Origin of the sequence: Archangium sp. (genome assembly GCF_045802675.1) — a bacterium.
Classification (GTDB): Bacteria; Myxococcota; Myxococcia; order Myxococcales; family Myxococcaceae; genus Archangium.
On the sequence record NZ_JBJMQO010000031.1, the window covers coordinates 81,105 to 97,432 of the forward strand.

Annotated in this window: 15 protein-coding genes; 11 read left to right on the forward strand and 4 right to left on the reverse strand. The window is 69.8% G+C overall.

Annotated features, from left to right (window positions below; translation table 11 throughout):
• On the forward strand, positions 1-1,035 hold the full coding sequence (locus tag ACJ8AN_RS09275) for an alpha/beta fold hydrolase (RefSeq protein ID WP_407754906.1): 1,035 nt from the start codon (positions 1-3) through the stop codon (positions 1,033-1,035).
• A 90-nt stretch (positions 1,036-1,125) separates the two neighbouring features.
• On the opposite strand, the gene ACJ8AN_RS09280 is transcribed toward ACJ8AN_RS09275, so the two are convergent.
• Positions 1,126-2,154 (reverse strand): lipase family protein, encoded by a 1,029-nt coding sequence (locus ACJ8AN_RS09280; RefSeq protein WP_407754907.1) that lies wholly within the window; start codon positions 2,152-2,154, stop codon positions 1,126-1,128.
• A 206-nt stretch (positions 2,155-2,360) separates the two neighbouring features.
• Between ACJ8AN_RS09280 and ACJ8AN_RS09285 the strand changes: the two genes are divergently transcribed.
• The 3 genes from ACJ8AN_RS09285 (at position 2,361) to ACJ8AN_RS09295 (ending at position 4,738) form a co-directional block, all read left to right on the forward strand.
• A complete protein-coding gene (locus ACJ8AN_RS09285) occupies positions 2,361-3,248 on the forward strand; it encodes a DUF2381 family protein (protein WP_407754908.1) in 888 nt (295 codons plus the stop codon).
• A 34-nt stretch (positions 3,249-3,282) separates the two neighbouring features.
• Entirely contained in the window at positions 3,283-3,456 is a 174-nt protein-coding gene (locus ACJ8AN_RS09290; RefSeq protein ID WP_407754909.1) for a hypothetical protein, read from the forward strand.
• A gap of 145 nt (positions 3,457-3,601) precedes the next feature.
• Complete coding sequence (locus ACJ8AN_RS09295) at positions 3,602-4,738, forward strand: hypothetical protein (protein ID WP_407754910.1); 1,137 nt, start codon at positions 3,602-3,604, stop codon at positions 4,736-4,738.
• Between the two features lie 196 nt (positions 4,739-4,934).
• Here ACJ8AN_RS09295 and alr read toward each other — a convergent pair whose 3' ends face one another.
• Positions 4,935-6,140, reverse strand: coding sequence for an alanine racemase (gene alr, locus ACJ8AN_RS09300; RefSeq protein ID WP_407754911.1), 1,206 nt, complete (start codon positions 6,138-6,140; stop codon positions 4,935-4,937).
• A gap of 247 nt (positions 6,141-6,387) precedes the next feature.
• On the opposite strand from alr, the gene ACJ8AN_RS09305 reads away from it, so the two are divergent.
• From ACJ8AN_RS09305 to ACJ8AN_RS09315, 3 genes are all read left to right on the forward strand, one after another.
• Positions 6,388-6,582 carry a hypothetical protein gene (locus tag ACJ8AN_RS09305; protein WP_407754912.1) on the forward strand — a complete coding sequence of 65 codons (195 nt, stop codon included), beginning with the start codon at positions 6,388-6,390 and terminating at the stop codon, positions 6,580-6,582.
• Positions 6,583-6,706: 124 nt separating this feature from the next.
• Positions 6,707-7,951: an amidohydrolase family protein gene (locus tag ACJ8AN_RS09310; protein WP_407754913.1), complete on the forward strand. Its 1,245-nt coding sequence runs from the start codon at positions 6,707-6,709 to the stop codon at positions 7,949-7,951.
• 58 nt (positions 7,952-8,009) lie between these two features.
• Positions 8,010-8,615, forward strand: coding sequence for a Uma2 family endonuclease (locus ACJ8AN_RS09315; protein WP_407754914.1), 606 nt, complete (start codon positions 8,010-8,012; stop codon positions 8,613-8,615).
• Between the two features lie 76 nt (positions 8,616-8,691).
• On the opposite strand, the gene ACJ8AN_RS09320 is transcribed toward ACJ8AN_RS09315, so the two are convergent.
• Positions 8,692-10,509, reverse strand: coding sequence for an acyl-CoA dehydrogenase (locus tag ACJ8AN_RS09320; RefSeq protein ID WP_407754915.1), 1,818 nt, complete (start codon positions 10,507-10,509; stop codon positions 8,692-8,694).
• 157 nt (positions 10,510-10,666) lie between these two features.
• Between ACJ8AN_RS09320 and ACJ8AN_RS09325 the strand changes: the two genes are divergently transcribed.
• Together ACJ8AN_RS09325 and ACJ8AN_RS09330 are read left to right on the forward strand one after the other, a co-directional pair.
• Positions 10,667-11,668, forward strand: coding sequence for a hypothetical protein (locus ACJ8AN_RS09325; protein ID WP_407754916.1), 1,002 nt, complete (start codon positions 10,667-10,669; stop codon positions 11,666-11,668).
• A 94-nt stretch (positions 11,669-11,762) separates the two neighbouring features.
• Positions 11,763-12,794: a synaptic vesicle VAT-1 family membrane protein gene (locus tag ACJ8AN_RS09330; protein WP_407754917.1), complete on the forward strand. Its 1,032-nt coding sequence runs from the start codon at positions 11,763-11,765 to the stop codon at positions 12,792-12,794.
• A gap of 9 nt (positions 12,795-12,803) precedes the next feature.
• On the opposite strand, the gene ACJ8AN_RS09335 is transcribed toward ACJ8AN_RS09330, so the two are convergent.
• Positions 12,804-14,153: a serine hydrolase gene (locus tag ACJ8AN_RS09335; protein ID WP_407754918.1), complete on the reverse strand. Its 1,350-nt coding sequence runs from the start codon at positions 14,151-14,153 to the stop codon at positions 12,804-12,806.
• A gap of 112 nt (positions 14,154-14,265) precedes the next feature.
• Here ACJ8AN_RS09335 and ACJ8AN_RS09340 point away from each other — a divergent pair, with 112 nt between their 5' ends.
• Positions 14,266-14,628: a DUF1428 domain-containing protein gene (locus ACJ8AN_RS09340; protein WP_407754919.1), complete on the forward strand. Its 363-nt coding sequence runs from the start codon at positions 14,266-14,268 to the stop codon at positions 14,626-14,628.
• A 66-nt stretch (positions 14,629-14,694) separates the two neighbouring features.
• Positions 14,695-16,215 (forward strand): acyl-CoA synthetase, encoded by a 1,521-nt coding sequence (locus ACJ8AN_RS09345; protein ID WP_407754920.1) that lies wholly within the window; start codon positions 14,695-14,697, stop codon positions 16,213-16,215.
• Positions 16,216-16,328: the final 113 nt, after the last annotated feature.

Sequence of the window (16,328 nt, forward strand, 5' to 3'; positions counted from 1 at the left end):
ATGAAGACTCGTGCTCTGGCCCTGCTCGCGCTCGCGGGCCTCTCCACCGGGTGCGTCACCTCGTACAGCTCGCGCCCCCCGCTGTCCTTCCAGGACTTCGACTACTCCTCGCCCGACGGCAAGCCCTGGCCCCTCAAGCGTCTGGCCCTGCCCGACACGGCCGCCGCCCACGGCCTGGCGCGCGCCCCCGAGGTCGCCTACGTCGAGCTCAACCCCGAGGGACAGCAGACCGTCCTCTTCATCCACGGGCTGGGCTCGTACCTGAAGTTCTGGCGCTACCAGCTCGACACCTTCGCCGCCCAGGGCTACCGCGTCCTCGCCGTGGACCTGCCCGGCTACGGCAAGTCCGACAAGCCCGCCTCCTTCCCGTACACCATGGAGGCCATGGCCGACGTGGTGCACGAGGTGGCCCAGAAGCTCCACGCGGGCAAGCCCATCCTCGTGGGCCACTCCATGGGCGGGCAGACGTCGCTCTCGTACGCCATCCGCTACCCGGACGACTTGAAGGCCATCGTCCTCACCTCTCCCGCCGGCTTCGAGAAGATCAGCCCCAAGGAGAAGGCCTGGTTCAAGCGTTCCTTCAGCACCGCCCTCATCCGGAGCGCCACCGAGTACGGCATCTGGGGCAGCGTACGCCAGTCCAACTTCGAGCGCTGGCGGCCCGAGCTCAACTGGCTCGTCGAGGAGCGCGTGCGCGTGGCGAAGAGCCCCGAGTTCGACTCCTACGCCTACGCCAACGTGCGCACGGTGGACGGGCTGGCCCACGACGACTTCGTGCGCGACAGCCTCGGGCTCATCACCGTCCCCACGCTCATCATCTTCGGCGAGGATGACCGCCTCATCCCCAATCCCTTCCTCCACGGGGGCGAGGCGCGCGACATCATGTCCTACGGCCACGAGCACATCCGCGGCTCGACGCTGGTGGGCCTCGAGCGCTGCGGCCACACCATCCAGATGGACTGCCCCGAGGAGTACAACACCCGGGTGCTCGCCTTCTTGAAGGGCCTCGGGTCCGGCGCCCCGCAGCAGCCCTGACGAGGCCGGGCGGGGTTTCCGGCAAAGCCAGACACCGCAGCGGGGGACAGGGCTTCGTCCCCCGCCCGGTGGGTCTGGCCTACGGTGCCATTACGGGATGATGTGGCTCTTCACCATGCTCAGCTGCACGCTCGGCGTCTGGTCCTTCAGGCCGAAGTGCCCGTACGGGTAGCCCGAGTACACCTTCTCGCCCGTCTGCGAAGGAATCCGCGAGGTGTAGCTGCCGTACACCACGTCCCCGTAGCCGATGACCTCGTCCGCCGTGGACCAGATGGTGTAGCGGAAGGCGCCCTCGTAGCCGCTGCTGGACATCAGGTCATTGAGGTACGCCGAGCGGCCGCTCACGCTGATGCCATTGAACACGCCCGGGTACAGGCCGTTGGTGCTGCCGCAGGTGGGCGTGGTGGGGCCCGTCTGGTAGCAGGACGTCAGGCCGAGGCTGGCGCCGGCGATGCCCACGAAGGTGTCCACCGAGGACGTCAGCGACGGGCCGATGTAGTACTGCCCGCCCTCCAGCGAGTCCGTGGCGTAGCCGCCGAGGATGGCCTTGCGCGCCAGCGTCACGCCCATCGAGTGCGTCACGATGTCCACCTTGGTGGCGCCCGTGTACGCCTTCACCGCCTCGATGAACTTGCGAACCTTCATCACGTTCGTCTTCGAGTGGTACTGGTACGCCGACAACGAGGAGTCCGCCGGGCCCCACGTCGTGGCGTACAGCTCGCTCGTCTTGTAGCCATGGGTCAGGAAGTAATCGATGGAGGCGTTCCAGCCCGACTGGCCCGCCGAGCCCGTGCCGATGGCCTTGTCCGAGTTGCCGTGGATGAAGATGACCGGCTGGTTCACCACCGTGTCCGTGCTGCTCGCCTTGCCACCGTAGCTGCCGCCCACCAGGTCATCACGGACCAGGTTGTACGCGGGCTCGTAGCCGTTGGCCGACAGCCAGCCGCGGAAGTGCGAGGTGAAACCCGTCGTCGTCACCGCCGACTGGGTGGTGGCCGTCTCCTGCGTGGGAGCGGCCTGCTGGGGGGCCTCGGAAACCTCTTCCGCGGGACCACAGCCAGCCATGAGCGAGCCCAACAACAGCGCGCCCGTCAGTGAGAGGGAATGACGCAGCTGCATGGTTCTTCTCCTTGTTTCCGGGGGAATGAAGGCGTGCACGGGAAATGTGCCGCAATGCGTGATTATAGCGTTTTCCACGTTTGATTGCCTCCACGTTGGAGTTTTCCGGTGCACGAAGGCCTGACTTCAGCCCTCCCCAGGTTTCGCCCTGCTGCATAGGTTGGCGACGCATGAGGTCAGGACTCGCAGGGATGACTCTCTGCGTCATGCTGCTCCTGACCACGCGTGTCTCCGCGGCGGGGGAGGAGGCGCGGCCAACGGCTCGTAAGCCAAGGCTGCGCGCAGTCACGGTGTCGGGTCGGGTCGAGGAGGTGCGTGTGGCCGCCAGGACGGCGACGCGGATCCGTTTCGATACCGCCGTGGACGCGGCGCGCACCCGCCTGGAAGACGGGCAGGGGCGCTTCGAGCCCCTCTTGTTGGGCAATGGCTTTCTCGTCGTCACCCCGCGCGAGGAGCTCCCCGCCGACGAGCGCGTGACGCTCGATGTGGTGCTCTCGGACGGGACACACGTGCCCTTCGTGCTCGCCGCCGGTGCCACCGAGGTGGATGTGCAGGTACGGGTTTCCCGGCACGGCCCGGCCGCGGCTCCAACGCTCGTTGAGACACCGACGGTGGTGTCCGCGGTGTGGCGCGAGCGCGAGCACGCCCTGGGCACGCCGCGCGCCGAGTGGCCCGAGCGCCCCCGCTCCCAGCAGGGCGAGGGCCGCGCGGGCCGGCTCGCCGAGTCCATGCTGGTGCTCGCCGCGCGCTCCGAGCCGCGGCCCCCGGAGCCGGGCTGGCACGCGGGCGCGGGGCCCGAGGTGGAGCGGCGGCTGTTCCACGTGGGCGTGCTGTCCGGCTTCGTGGTGCGCGTGAGGAATCCGGAGCCGCTGCGGTCCTGGGAGCCCGGCCAGGTCCGGGTGCGTCAGGAGGGAGGCGGGGAGGTGGAAGTGCTGGCCCTGCGCATGGGGCCCGAGCCGCTCCCGCCCGGCGGGTGGGGCTGGCTCGTCGTCGTCACCCGGGCGCTGCCGAGGGATGGGCAGGCCCGGTTCGAGCTGGAGTTGCGTGGGCGGGGTGGTGCCTCCGAGGCACCACCCGAGGGCGTCGCGTTGTGAACGGCCTTTCCCGCAGTGCCCCGAGGAGGACGTCATGAAAGCGAACATGAGGACCCACTGGCGCCGTTGGATGTTGATCATCGCCACCGCCGCCGCGCTCGGTGGGGGCGCGGCCTATGCGATGAACAAGGAGTGCTGGACGTGCACGCCGTGCGGCTGCGGCGCGGACGGAGGCTACCTCATGTGTTGTGATGTCAATGCTTGCTGAGGGCTGACGGAACGGTTGTCGGATTGATACGAAACCGCGTCACTCTTCCCCCGGAAAATGAGGGAGGAGGGGCTCCTCGGGGCCCGGAGCGCCGTGGATGGGAATGCCCACCGTCACGGAGGGGATGACATGAGAGGCGCAGCACATGCGGCGTGACAGGACCCGCCCGAAGCGGGCCGCACTCGCCTTCGCATTGAGCGGGGTGGCCGTCTTTCTCTGGCAACTGGCCACCGCCGCTCCCGCTCCGGGCCGCCGGGAATCCCCTCCCGACTTCCCCCTGCTCCACCAGCAACCTCCGCCACCCGGAGACCCTCCCACCGAAGTGGCCTCCGCGCTGCCCACCCGCTTCGCGGCCTCGTCCGTCTCCCGGCTCGTGGTGGCCGTCCCCTCGTGGATGCGGCAACGTCCCCAGGCAGACGCTCCCGAGCCCGCCCCCGAGGTGGCCTCCGCCTCGCCGGCCTCCTCTTCCGTATTACCCCTGTCCTCCGAGGAGCGCGCACCGGATGGACTGCCCGTCTCGGCGATGCGCTGTACCCGCTCGGGCGAGGGTTTCGACTGTGGCAGTTGCCGCACCGACGGGGACTGTCCCACCGGCCAGGGCTGTGTGGCCAACCGCGAGACGCGCCGCTTCGAGTGCCTGGCCTCCGAGTGTGAAGAGGACTCGCACTGTTTTCCCGGCACCGTGTGCCGCGCCGTCACCACGGGCGCCACCGGTACCGTCGTCCGCCGCTGTGCCGCCGAGGGCGTGCGCCGAGAAGGGGAGTCCTGTGACTCGCTTCCGGTGTCCTCCGCCGGCTCGTGCCGCGAGGGCCTGCGCTGCGTCAACCAGGTGTGCTCCGCTCCGTGCTCGCTCGACGGGAGCGTGAAGTGTGCCTCGGGATTCGTATGCACCGAGGGGCTGGAGGGTCCCGGGTGTTTTCCCGACTGCCAGCAACGTGGGTGCCCCGAGGGCCAACGCTGTGCCCGCGTCCACGACGAGCAGTATCAGTGTCTCGCGGACTCGCGGGGAGATTGCCGTGAGAACCCGTGCCCCGGCGGCGAGCGCTGCAACCTGCGCATGGCCCGGGGCCGCGCTGTTTTCTGGTGTGCGAAGGTCTGCAATCCCATGGCCGTGGATTCGTGTTCCTCCAGCGAGGTCTGTGGCATGGGCAGCGCCACCGACAGCACCTGCTTCCGCAAGTGCGACCCGCTGGATGACAAGGCCTGCGGCCCCGGCTGGTCCTGCTCCACCGTCACCGAGGACATGTCTGTCTTTGGGTGCACCCCGGATTTGCGGCGGTAGACCGGCTCACCTCTCGAGCTGGGCGGGCCGCTGGAGGAGTTGCTCCCCGCGTGCCCGCTCCTCTCCACGAGACGGCCTACCTGATTGGCCACATGGTACATGGCCCGATGCCAGCCATGTCCCGGCTCGGGCTCCAACAGGGGGTTCTCGATACCCTCACCCCGTCCCTCTCCCGGAGGGCGAGGGGAGGTGGGGCTCAGGGGACCACGACTCTTCGCAGGTGCGCGCCCAGGCGCGTCGCCAGCTCGTAGTGGATGGTCTGCGCCCAGTCCGCCAGGTTCTCCGCGTGCAGGTGCTCGTCGCCGTCCTTGCCGAGCAGCGTCGCCGTCAGGGGGCGCTCGTCGTGCGTCGCCCGCGTCACGTCCACGATGATGTGATTCATCATCACGCGTCCGAGCACCGGGCAGCGCCGGCCGTTCACCAGCACGTGCGCCTTGCCCGACATCAGCCGCGCGTAGCCGTCGAAGTAGCCCACCGGCAGCACCGCCACCCGCGTCGCCTCGGGAGTGCGGTACGTGCACCCGTAACCCACGTAGCTCCCCGACGGCAGCCACTTCACCACCTGGCTCGGGCAGCGCCAGCTCAGCACCGGGCGCAGCTCCGGCACCCGCCCCAATACCAGACGCGCCGAGAGTCTCGTCTCCGTCGACGGCCAGAGCCCATACAGCGAGATTCCCACCCGCTGCGCGTCGAAGCGCGCCCTCGGCAGCACCAGCGTCGCCGCGCTCGCCGCCATGTGCCTCTGCAGCGGCTCCTTCACCGGCACGCTCGCACGCAACGCCATCAGCCCGCCCTCGAAGACGTCGAGCTGGCTTTCGGCGTAGTTTTGCTCCGTCACGTCCTCCGTGTTCGCGAAGTGGCTCAGCACTCCCACCACCTGCAACACGTCCGCCGCGTCGCGCAGGAAGTCCAGCTCGCCTCCCGCTATCTGCCCCGGCGTGAAGCCCTCGCGCCCCAGCCCCGTGTCCACGTGCACGTGCGCCCGCAGCGGGTGCCCGAGCTTCGCGTGGCGCAGCTCCGCCACCGTGTCCTTCCACGAGCCGTCCCCCACCACCACCTCCACGCCCGCCCGCGCCAGCGCCACCGCCTCCTCCGCGTCCATGGCGCCAATCACCAGCACCTGCTTGCGCGGCAGCCCTCGCGCCTGCTCGAACGCACGCACCGTCAGCGCGTCCCCCGGCGTGATGAAGTACAGGACGTCCACCAGCGGGTGCACCAGCGGCAGCATCTGCACCAGGCCGTGCCCGTACGCGTTGCCCTTCAGCACCGCGCCCAGCGCCCTCGGCCCTCCCGTGTCCGTCGACAGCTTGCGCAGCGTGGCCACGTTCGCCGCCAACGCCCCCGCCGACAGCTCCAGCCACGACGCCACCCGCCCGGATGCTCCCGCAGTCACCTCGTGCATCTTCCGCCTGACCGTCCTTCGCGCCTCTCCCGGCGCGCTGAGATGCGGAGGGCCGGTGTGCCCGGCGCCTCCTTCCTCGCGTTGTGCGTCAAAGCGTGCCGCTTTGCACGCGCCATCCGAGCGGCCAGTCATGGGAGCGCACGATGCTCCGCGCGGGAAGGGCCCGCCCGGTTCATCTCCGTACACCTCCGTGCCCCCAGGGTCCGCGGCCCGTCGTGCGCATTGTGTCCGCAGGAGGTCGTCATCCATGAGCATCTGGCAGAAGCTGTCCGCTCGTTTCCGCGGGCACTCCGAGGAGGACTCCCAGCGTCCAGGCCTCGAGTCCCCCGGCATGAGCTACGCCGACCTGGAGCGTGACAAGGAATTGAAGGAGCGGCAGCTCTCCGGCGTCTCCGGGCCTCCCCTCGGCAAGGACGCCTCGGCGGTCGAAGAGGACGAGTGAGCGGCGAGGAAGGGAGCGGACGGGCGGACCTGTGATAGGTCGCTGACCCATTCTCCTTCTCCCCCCGCTCTCCATGCGCTCTCCGCTCGCCCTGCTCGTCGCGCTCCTCTGTGTCGGGCCCTCCATGGCTTCCGCCCAGACTCCCGCCCCCACTGCTCCGGCCACCTCGTTCCTCCTGCGCCCCGCTCGCGTCTTCGACGGCGTCTCCGCGAAGCCCCAGGAGGGCTGGGTCGTGCTCGTCCGCGGTGAGCGCATCGCCGCCGTCGGCCCCGCCGCCCAGGTGGGCACCCCCGCCGGGGCCGAGGTCGTCGACCTCCCCAACACCACCCTCCTCCCCGGTCTCATCGAGGGCCACTCGCACCTGCTGCTGCACCCCTACAACGAGACCTCCTGGAATGATCAGGTGCTCCGCGAGCCGCTCGCGCTGCGCGTCGCCCGCGCCACCAACCACGCCCGTGACACCCTGCTCGCCGGCTTCACCACCGTGAGGGACCTCGGCACCGAGGGCGCCGCCGATGCCGACGTGGGCCTCAAGCTGTCCATCAATCAGGGCATCATCCCCGGGCCGCGCGTGCTCGCCACCACCCGCGCCATCGTCGCCACCGGCTCCTACGGCCCCAAGGGCTTCGCCCCCGAGTGGCACGTCCCCCAGGGCGCCGAGGAGGCCGATGGCGTCGACGGGCTCATCCGCGCCGTCCGCGGGCAGATGGGCAAGGGCGCCGATTGGATCAAAATCTACGGCGACTACCGCTGGGGCCCCAGGGGCGAGGCCGCCCCCACCTTCTCCCTCGAGGAGCTCAAGCTCATCGTCCAGACGGCTCGCGATGGCGGCCGCCCCGTCGTCGTCCACACCAGCACCCCCGAGGGCATGCGCCGCGCCGTGCTCGCTGGTGCGGAAACGATTGAGCACGGTGACAACGGCACCCCCGAGGTCTTCAAGCTCATGGCCGAGCACGGTGTCTATCTCTGCCCCACGCTCGCCGCCGGGGATGCCATCTACCAGTACGGCGGTTGGAAGAAGGGCACCGATCCCGAGCCCCCTTCCATCCAGCAGAAGCGTGCGAGCTTCCGCGCCGCGCTCGCCGCTGGCGTCCCCATCTGCAATGGCAGTGACGTGGGCGTGTTCTCCCACGGGGACAACGCGCGTGAGCTGGAGTTGCTCGTGGGCTACGGCATGACGCCCGTGCAGGCCCTCAAGGCCGCCACCTCCGTCAACGCGCGCATGCTCCACATGGAGGACCGCATCGGCCTGGTGAAGGAGGGACTCTTCGCGGACCTCGTCGCCGTCGAGGGCGACCCCACGCGAGAGATTTCCGCGCTGCGCCACGTGCGCTTCGTCATGAAGGGCGGCACCGTCTACCGGCGGTAGTCAGCGGGAATCGGCCCCGGCATTGCACCGCGCGAGGGGCATGATGAAATCTCACTTCATGTCCCTCCGCCGCCCTCCAGACTCCGAGTCCACCGAGCGAAACCCCCCGTCCACGGAGGCGGCCTTCCAAGCGGTCCCGCCCGAGATGGTGGCGGAGATCCTCGACGGGGAGCTGCATGTGAGCCCCCGGCCGGCCCGCCCCCATACCAACGTGGCGTCGAACCTGGGCATCCTCCTCGGAGCGCCCTTCAGGTTCGGCAGGGGAGGGCCCGGTGGGTGGGTGCTCCTCGATGAGCCGGAACTCCATTTCGGTCCCCGCCCGGACAAGCTCGTGCCGGACCTCGCCGGGTGGAGGCGCGAGCGCCTGCCGGACGCGGTCGGAGGGGAGGATGCCCCGGCGTATTACGACCTCGCGCCGGACTGGGTGTGTGAGGTGCTCTCCCAGAGCACGCGGCGCATCGACAAGCGCGAGAAGATGCGCATCTACGCCCGCGAAGGCGTGCGGTACGTGTGGCAGATGGATCCGCTCGCCAGCTCGTTGGACATCTTCCGGCTCGAGGGGAAGAACTGGCTCCTCGTCGATTCCTTCGTGGGCGATGAGTCCGTCCGCGCCGAGCCGTTCGACGCCATCGAGCTGGAACTGGCGCTCGTCTGGTCGCGGTGAGCGAATGACGACGGGCGGCTCCCTCGTGACAGGGGCCGCCCGTGGGGACTTCAGCGCCTCGCGTAGGCGGGGGGTCTCAGAACGCCTCTTCGGGCACCTCCATCAGGTCCAGCGTGCTCTGCTCCACCATGCGCGCGGCGTGGGCCAGTCCCGGCAGCACCTCGTGGCAGAACCAGCGCGCGCTCGCGAGCTTGCCCGCGTAGAAGGCCTTGTCGCCCGGGTTCTCCTTCACGCGCTCGAGCGCCACCACCGCGTGCCGCACCAGCAGCCAGCCGACGACGAGGTCCGCCACCGCCATCAGCACCCGGTTGCCCTGCAGGCCCACGTGGTACACGGACTCGCCCAGCTTCCCCATCAGCGTGCCGAGCATCGTCTCCACGTCGGACAGCCCCTTGCCCAGCGCCGCCCGCTCGGCCTCCAGCTCCTTGCCGCCCGCGTTCGACTCCGCCAGCTCTCGCACCTGCCCGAGCAGCCGCTGCAGCGTCGCCCCTCCATCGCGCGCCACCTTGCGCATCAGCAAATCCAGCGCCTGGATGTGCGTGGTGCCCTCGTAGAGCGTGTCGATCTTCTGGTCCCGGATGTACTGCTCCATCGGGTAGTCCTTCAGGTACCCCGAGCCGCCCAGGCACTGCAGCGCCATGCCCAGCAGCTCGTACGCCTTCTCCGAGCAGTAGCCCTTCACCAGCGGCAGCAGCAAGTCATTGAGCGAGTCGGACTCGGCGGCCTCCAGCGAGCGGTGCCCGCCCTTGATTTCCACCTGGTCCTGGATGGAGGCGGCGTAGAGGCACAGCGCGCGCATGCCCTCGGCGTGGGCCTTCTGCGCCATCAGCATCCGCCGCACGTCCGGGTGGTGGAGGATGGTGACGCGCGGGGCCTTCGCGTCACGCGCCTGCATGAGGTCCGAGCCCTGCTTGCGCTCCTTCGCGAACTCGAGCGCGTTGAGGTACGCGGTGGACAGCGTCGCCATGGACTTCATGCCGATGGCCATGCGCGCCTGCTCGATGATGTGGAACATCTGCCGGATGCCGTCGTGCACCTCGCCCAGCAGCAGGCCACGCGCGGGCTTGCCGTCGCCGAACGTCAGCTCGCACGTCACCGAGCCCTTCAGCCCCATCTTGTCTTCGATGTTCGTGCACACCACGCCGTTGCGCTCGCCGAGCTTGCCTCCCTCCTCCACCCAGAACTTGGGGACGATGAAGAGCGAGAGCCCCTTGGTGCCCGGCCCCGCGCCCTCGGGCCGCGCCAGCACCATGTGCACGAGGTTCTCCGCGTGGTCCGTCTCGGCGCTGGTGATGAAGCGCTTCACGCCCTCGATTTCCCACACGTCGCCGCCCACGTGGCGCGCCTTCGTGCGCGCCGCCCCCACGTCGCTGCCCGCGTCCGGCTCGGTGAGCACCATGGTGCCCACCCAGTGCCGCTCCATCAACGCCGGTAGGAAGCGCTTCTTCTGCGACCCGGTGCCCAGCCGGTCGATGACGCGCGCGAGGATGCCCCCCAGCGTGTAGAAGGCCACCGCCGGGTTGGCCCCCACCATCAGCTCATAGGTGGCCCACCCCAGCGAGGGCGGTGCCCCCATGCCCCCCATGTGCACCGGCAGCTCCAGCTGGCCCATTCCGGACTCGTGGTAGGCCGAGATCGCCTTCTGGAGGCCCGGCGGCAACGTCACCGTCCCATTGTGGAGCTTGGGAGGGTTGTGCTCGGACTCGGAGAAGCTCGGGGCCATCTCCTTCACGCACACCTCGGCGAACGTCTCGAGCGTCTGCCGCGCCGCCGTCTCGTCGAAGTCCCCGAAGGGCGCCTTGCCCAGCGAGTGCCGGCCGATGTCCAGGAACTCGAAGAGGTTGAAGGACAGGTCGCGCAGGTTGTGCTTGTAGTGGCTGGACGCGGAAGACATGCGGCCTCCGGGTGAACGGGTTGTACGGGTGGAGCCCCAGGCTACCGCGTGTGACGGGTCCGGGCCGTCACGTTTTTGAGGGGGGGTCGCAACCCGGGCCGCCTTGCTGCGACAATCCAGGACGAAGCACCCCCCGTGCGCCCTGCGAGGACCTTCCATGAGCATCCGAAGGATCGGTTTCAATCCCTTCGTCAACACCGCGGCCGTCATCGAGGCCCAGAAGCGCATCGAGGCCGTGGAGAAGCACGTCGGCGCCGATGACGCGGAGCCGATGACCGAGGAAGAAGCGCTCGCGTCCCTGAATGCCCAGCAGCAGGCCGAGCTGGACGCCCTCGAGGCCGAGCGGGCCCAGCGGGAGCAAGAGAGCGCGGAGCTGCGCGCGAAGCTGATGCTCGCCGATGGGTACGAGGCCGCTCCCAAGGAGTTGGTGGACCTCAAGGGAGGCGTGGCCGAGCGGGCGCCCGTCGCGGACAGGGCCGGGGCGGGCAAGCCGGGCGTATCACTCGCGCACCTGGCCCGGGCCAATGTGTACGCGTCGGTGTCCCGGGCCGAGCGCGCCGAGGCGGAGCGGGCCGCGCTGGCCCAGGCCGAGGCGGAACGGGCCGCGGCGGAGGCGGCCGCTGCCTCCGTGGACGCTGGGGGCGGGGTGGAGGACAACAGCTGGATGGAGGCGGAGCTCTCGGCGCTCCAGGCGGAGCTGGAGGAGGTGGAGGGGCTCGATGGGGCCGAGGAGGCGTACAGCGATCCAGGCGCGGATTCGTTTGTCGCGAGCCTCGAGGACATCGAGAACCTCGAGCAGGGTGGGGCGGAGTTCGATGACCCCCACGCGAATGACTTCGTCGCGAGCCTGGATGACATCGCCCACCTCGTGCCCGAGCCGGCTCCCGAGGTCGCGATCGAGCCCGCCTCGGAGCCAGTTTCCGAGGCCGCGCTCGAATCGGCCCCCGAGGCGGTGGAGCAGGGCGGAGTGGGGGAGCCCGTGGCGGACGAGCCGTCCGTGATGCTCGCGGAGGACGTGGCCGCTCTGTCCGTGGAGGTGTCGAGCGAGGCCCCGGTGGAGGCTCCGGCGGCGGTCCCGGTCCACGGTGGGTCCGCCGAGGTCTCCGGCGCGCAGCCAGAAGCGAAGCCGGTGGGGCTGCCGTTCGACGACGAGGCGTGAGGCTGGAGCGCCTGCCGGTCACGTTTCGTACGAACTGGTCCGATGGTCGGACCAGTTGCTGAAGAATGCGACCGGGAGGGGGTATGTCAGGGCCATGCGCAAGGTGGTCATCCCCCGCGCCGGTGGTTACGACCGGCTCACGCTCCAGACGCAGCCCGAGCCCACTCCCGCCCCCGAGGAGGTCGTCGTCACCACGGAGGCCATCGGCGTCAACTACGCCGACTGCGTCATCCGCATGGGCCTGTATGCCTCGGCCAAGGAGTACGTGGGCTGGCCCATCACTCCCGGCTTCGAGTTCGCTGGCACCGTCTCCTCGGTAGGCGCCGCCGTGAAGGACCTCGCTCCGGGGACGCGGGTGTTCGGCGTCACGCGCTTCGGGGGTTATTCCTCTCACATCGCCGTGCCCCGGCATCAGGTGTTCCCCCTGCCCGCGCGCTTCGACATGGCCCAGGCCGCCGGGTTCCCCACCGTCTTCCTCACCGCGTACTTCGCCCTCTTCGAGCTGGCCCACCCGCGTCCGGGCAATACGTTGCTCGTGCACTCGGCGGCGGGTGGCGTGGGCGGAGCGCTGCTGCAACTGGGGCGCATCGCCGGGTGCCGCACCGTGGGCGTCGTCGGCTCCAGTCACAAGGTCGAGGCCGCGCGGGCGCTCGGTGCGGACGTCGTCATCGACAAGAGCCGCGAGGACCTCTGGCGCGCCGCCGAGCAGGCCTCGCCCCGGGGCTATGACGTGGTGCTGGATGCCAACGGGGTGTCCACGCTGCGCGAGAGCTACCGGCACCTCGCGAAGCCCGGCAAGCTCGTCATCTACGGCTTCCACTCCATGCTGCCGCGCGAGGGTGGACGGCCCAATTGGGTGAAGCTCGCCTCGGACTTCCTGCGCACCCCGCGCTTCGAGCCGCTCAAGCTCACCAACGACAATGCGAGCGTGCTTGCCTTCAACCTGTCCTATCTCTTCGAGCGGCGCGACGTGCTCGAGGAGGCCATGGGCCGGTTGCTCGCGTGGGTGGACGAGGGGCGGATTGCTCCGCTCACCGTGACGCGCTTCCCGCTCGAGCGCGTCGCCGATGCGCACCGCGCGCTGGAGTCCGGCTCCACCGTGGGCAAGCTCGTGCTGGTGCCGTGAGGGGCGGAGCTACCGCTTCCCGGGGCTCCGCTGCTTCAGCGCCTCGTCCACCCGGTGGCCCAGCTCCGCGATGCTCTGCGTCTCCCGGATGCCCGTCACCTTCGCGGGAGTGCCATTCTCCTCGTCCGCGAAGTTCGCCGCTCCCGCCAGACCCTCGTCGTAGTAGCGGTCCCCCAGGTTCGACAGGAACGCGATGACGTAGTGCCGCGGCGCATTCCCCGGCAGCGAATGCACGATTCCCGCGTCGCTCGCGTAGTTCTCCGTCCGCCCCGTCTTGTGCAGGAACTCCACCTCCGCCGCCGCGTTGCACGGCCGCGTGTCCCTCTTGAACGCCGTCTCCCCCACCGTCGCCGTCCCGTCCGCCGCCAGCCACCTCGCGGGCTCCGCCGTCGGGATTCCCTTCCTCGCGTGCGGGTCCCCGCACACCACCGTCGAGCTCAGCCCCTCCGTGTAGCCCTGATCCGCCAGCAGCTTCTTCAGGTAGCGCCTCGCCGGCTCCGACAGCTCCGCCGCCGTCACCGCCCGCCCCTCCCGCGTCCTCCACAGCACCCCTGGCCCTCCGTTGATGAGCAGGAACAGCTTCGCCGTGTCCATCGCCGTCATGTGGAGGCTCCCCGGCTGCCAGTTCCTCCCCGTCACCGGCGATGTCCCGTTCACCTGCAGCGTCCCCAGCCCGAGCGCCGCGTACTCCGCGTTCAGCCCCTCCATCGCCCCCCGCTCATGCAGCAGCTTCACCAGCGCCTCCGTCGCGGTGTTGTTCGACTCGACGATCATGGGCTCCAGCCAGGCCCGCAGCGGGCGCTCGCCCTTGTCCTCCGTGTCCCTCAGGAAGCGGTACGGCGTGTCCAGCGTCAGCTCCCCCCGGTCCACCAGCCTCATCACCCGGTACGCGATGAGGATCTTGAACAGCGACGCGGGATAGGGCGCCATGAAGCGCAGCGGTGCTCCCTCGCGCCCGGGCACAATGTCGTCACCCGCCGGTGCGTCCGCCCACCCCTTCTTGTCGTCCCAGCGCTCCAGGTCCCACTTCGTGAAGCGCACCGACTCCGCTCCCAATGTCCGTGCGTCGAGGGGCACCGCTTGCCCCTTCGGGTAGTCCCTCGAGAGCAGCACGTTCGCCGCCGCCACCGGACGGCCCTCCGCGTCCAGCTCGATGACCGCCACGTCCACGTTCGGCATGTGCCGGATGCGCTCGCCCTTGTGTCTCCAGTCCCGCACCTGGTCGAAGCCCACCTCGCGCACCGCTCGCAGCAGCACCGTCTCCAGGTTCCTCGAGCGGGTGGGGGACAGGGTGGTCGGGGGCTCGGCCGCAGCGGCCGTGGCGAACAGCAGGGCGAGGCAGAGCAGGAGAGTGTGCATCGTCGCTCGGAGTGAGGCGCAATCTGATGGCTTTTGGGAAGTCCCCGCACCGAAGCCCTGGTCCGCTGCCGCCGGTTCGAGTAACCACTTCGCCATCTCGTGCGGGGGATTCATGCGCTACGTCGACGGCTTCGTCATACCTCTACCCAAGAAGAACTTGCAGGCCTATCGCAGCATCGCCCGGAAGGTGGGAAGGCTTTGGAAGGAGCACGGCGCGCTCGAGTACATCGAATGCATCGGCGATGACGTGAAGCCGGGGAAGCTCACGTCCTTCCCGCAGAGCGTCAAGCTCAAGCCGGACGAGACCGTGGTGTTCTCGTGGATCGTCTACAAGTCGCGCGCGCACCGCGACCGCGTCAACAAGAAGGTCATGGAGGATCCGCGCATGAAGGCCATGATGGTGGACCCGAAGCTCATGCCCTTCGACGGCAAGCGGATGGTCTACGGCGGCTTCAAGTCCATCGTCGAGCTGTAGCCGCCAGGATGTTGGCGCGGCGGCGCGGCGGGTATGATGGGGCAAACGCCCTCCCGGACCCGACCCGTGCCCATCGTCTACGACTGGCTCGCCCGCCGCGCCGCGCTCGCCCCCGAGCGCACCGCCCTCATCGACGCCCTCCATGGTGACCGCCGCATCTCCTGGCGCCAGTGGAATGCCTCCGCCAACCGCACCGCCCGCCTCCTCCAGGACGTGCTCGGCGTGCGCCGCGGCGACCGCGTCGCGGTGCTCGCGATGAACTGCACCGAGTTCCTCGACCTGCTCTTCGCCTGCGCCAAGCTCGGCGCCATCCTCCAGCCCCTCAACTGGCGCCTCAGCCCCTCCGAGCTCTCCGCCCTCCTCGCCGACGCCGAGCCCGCCGTCCTCGTCCACGGCTCCGACTTCCAGTCCCAGGTGCAGGCCGTGCGCCCGCTCGCCCGCGCCGTGCGCCACTTCGTCCACCTGGAGGAGTCGTCCGCCGTCCAGCCCGGCGACATCCCCTTCAGCCGACGCGACTCCCTCTCCGACGCGCCGCTGCCCCCCGTGGACGTCGAGCCCGAGGATCCGTGGGTGCTCTGCTACACCGGCGGCAGCACCGGCATCCCCAAGGCCGCCGTCCTCACCCACCGCTCCATCACCGCCAACGCCGCCAACACCGTGGTGAGCTGGGGCCTCACCGCCGACGACACCGCGCTCCTCAACGCGCCCCTCTTCCACACCGGCGGCCTCAACGTCTTCACCACCCCGCTCGTCTACGTGGGCGGCACCACCGTCGTCGCCCGCTCGTTCGCTCTCGAGCAGGTCTTCGACCTCATCCACCACGGCACCATCAACCTCTTCTTCGGCGTGCCCACCATGTTCATCGAGATGCAGCGCCACGCGCGCTTCGACTCGGTGGACTTCTCCCGCCTCAAGCTGCTCATCAGCGGCGGCGCCCCGTGCCCCCAGCCCGTCTTCGAGCGCTTCTTCGCTCGCGGCGTGGCCTTCAAGACGGGCTATGGGCTCACCGAGGCCGGGCCCAACAACTTCTGGCTCCCCCCCGAGGACGCCCGCCGCAAGCCCGGCTGTGTCGGCGTGCCCCTGTTCCACGTCGAGGCCCGCATCGAGGGCGACGCCGAGGAAGGCGAGCTGCTCCTGCGCGGCCCCCACCTGTGCTCCGGCTACTGGCGCCGCCCCGAGGAGAGCGCCAAGACGTTCGCCGGTGGCTGGCTCCACACCGGGGACCTCGCCCGGCGCGACGCGGAGGGGTACTTCTCCATCGTCGGCCGCAGCAAGGACCTCATCATCTCGGGCGGGGAGAACATCTACCCCTCCGAGGTGGAGAACGTGCTCGCCGCGCACCCCGAGGTCGCCGAGGTGTGTGTCATTGGCGTGCCGGACGCCAAGTGGGGCGAGGTGCCCCGGGCGCTCGTGGTGGGCCGCCCCGGCGCCGACCTCACCGAGGGCAAGCTGCTCGAGTTCTGCCAGGGCCGGCTCGCCCGCTACAAGCAGCCGCGCTCGGTGCGCTTCCTCGAGGCGCTGCCGCGCACCAGCGCGGGCAAGGTGGACCGGCGCACCCTCTCGGCGAGCCACGGGGCTCCGGCGTGAATCCGGGGTGAGCGCGCCGTCGAGCGCTGCCCGCCGCCGAGCCCTCGGGCACTTGCCTGGCGCACGCTCCGGCGGGCCGCTCCGGTTCCCGCACCGCGTCAGGGAGTGGGGGC

What these genes read in the sequence shown, in the direction of transcription:
- ACJ8AN_RS09275 (WP_407754906.1), top strand. Translation starts at nt 1, where the DNA reads ATGAAGACTCGTGCTCTGGCCCTGCTCGCGCTCGCGGGCCTCTCCACC.
- ACJ8AN_RS09280 (WP_407754907.1), bottom strand. Translation starts at nt 2,154, where the DNA reads ATGCAGCTGCGTCATTCCCTCTCACTGACGGGCGCGCTGTTGTTGGGC.
- ACJ8AN_RS09285 (WP_407754908.1), top strand. Translation starts at nt 2,361, where the DNA reads ATGCTGCTCCTGACCACGCGTGTCTCCGCGGCGGGGGAGGAGGCGCGG.
- ACJ8AN_RS09290 (WP_407754909.1), top strand. Translation starts at nt 3,283, where the DNA reads ATGAAAGCGAACATGAGGACCCACTGGCGCCGTTGGATGTTGATCATC.
- ACJ8AN_RS09295 (WP_407754910.1), top strand. Translation starts at nt 3,602, where the DNA reads ATGCGGCGTGACAGGACCCGCCCGAAGCGGGCCGCACTCGCCTTCGCA.
- alr (WP_407754911.1), bottom strand. Translation starts at nt 6,140, where the DNA reads ATGCACGAGGTGACTGCGGGAGCATCCGGGCGGGTGGCGTCGTGGCTG.
- ACJ8AN_RS09305 (WP_407754912.1), top strand. Translation starts at nt 6,388, where the DNA reads ATGAGCATCTGGCAGAAGCTGTCCGCTCGTTTCCGCGGGCACTCCGAG.
- ACJ8AN_RS09310 (WP_407754913.1), top strand. Translation starts at nt 6,707, where the DNA reads ATGGCTTCCGCCCAGACTCCCGCCCCCACTGCTCCGGCCACCTCGTTC.
- ACJ8AN_RS09315 (WP_407754914.1), top strand. Translation starts at nt 8,010, where the DNA reads ATGTCCCTCCGCCGCCCTCCAGACTCCGAGTCCACCGAGCGAAACCCC.
- ACJ8AN_RS09320 (WP_407754915.1), bottom strand. Translation starts at nt 10,509, where the DNA reads ATGTCTTCCGCGTCCAGCCACTACAAGCACAACCTGCGCGACCTGTCC.
- ACJ8AN_RS09325 (WP_407754916.1), top strand. Translation starts at nt 10,667, where the DNA reads ATGAGCATCCGAAGGATCGGTTTCAATCCCTTCGTCAACACCGCGGCC.
- ACJ8AN_RS09330 (WP_407754917.1), top strand. Translation starts at nt 11,763, where the DNA reads ATGCGCAAGGTGGTCATCCCCCGCGCCGGTGGTTACGACCGGCTCACG.
- ACJ8AN_RS09335 (WP_407754918.1), bottom strand. Translation starts at nt 14,153, where the DNA reads ATGCACACTCTCCTGCTCTGCCTCGCCCTGCTGTTCGCCACGGCCGCT.
- ACJ8AN_RS09340 (WP_407754919.1), top strand. Translation starts at nt 14,266, where the DNA reads ATGCGCTACGTCGACGGCTTCGTCATACCTCTACCCAAGAAGAACTTG.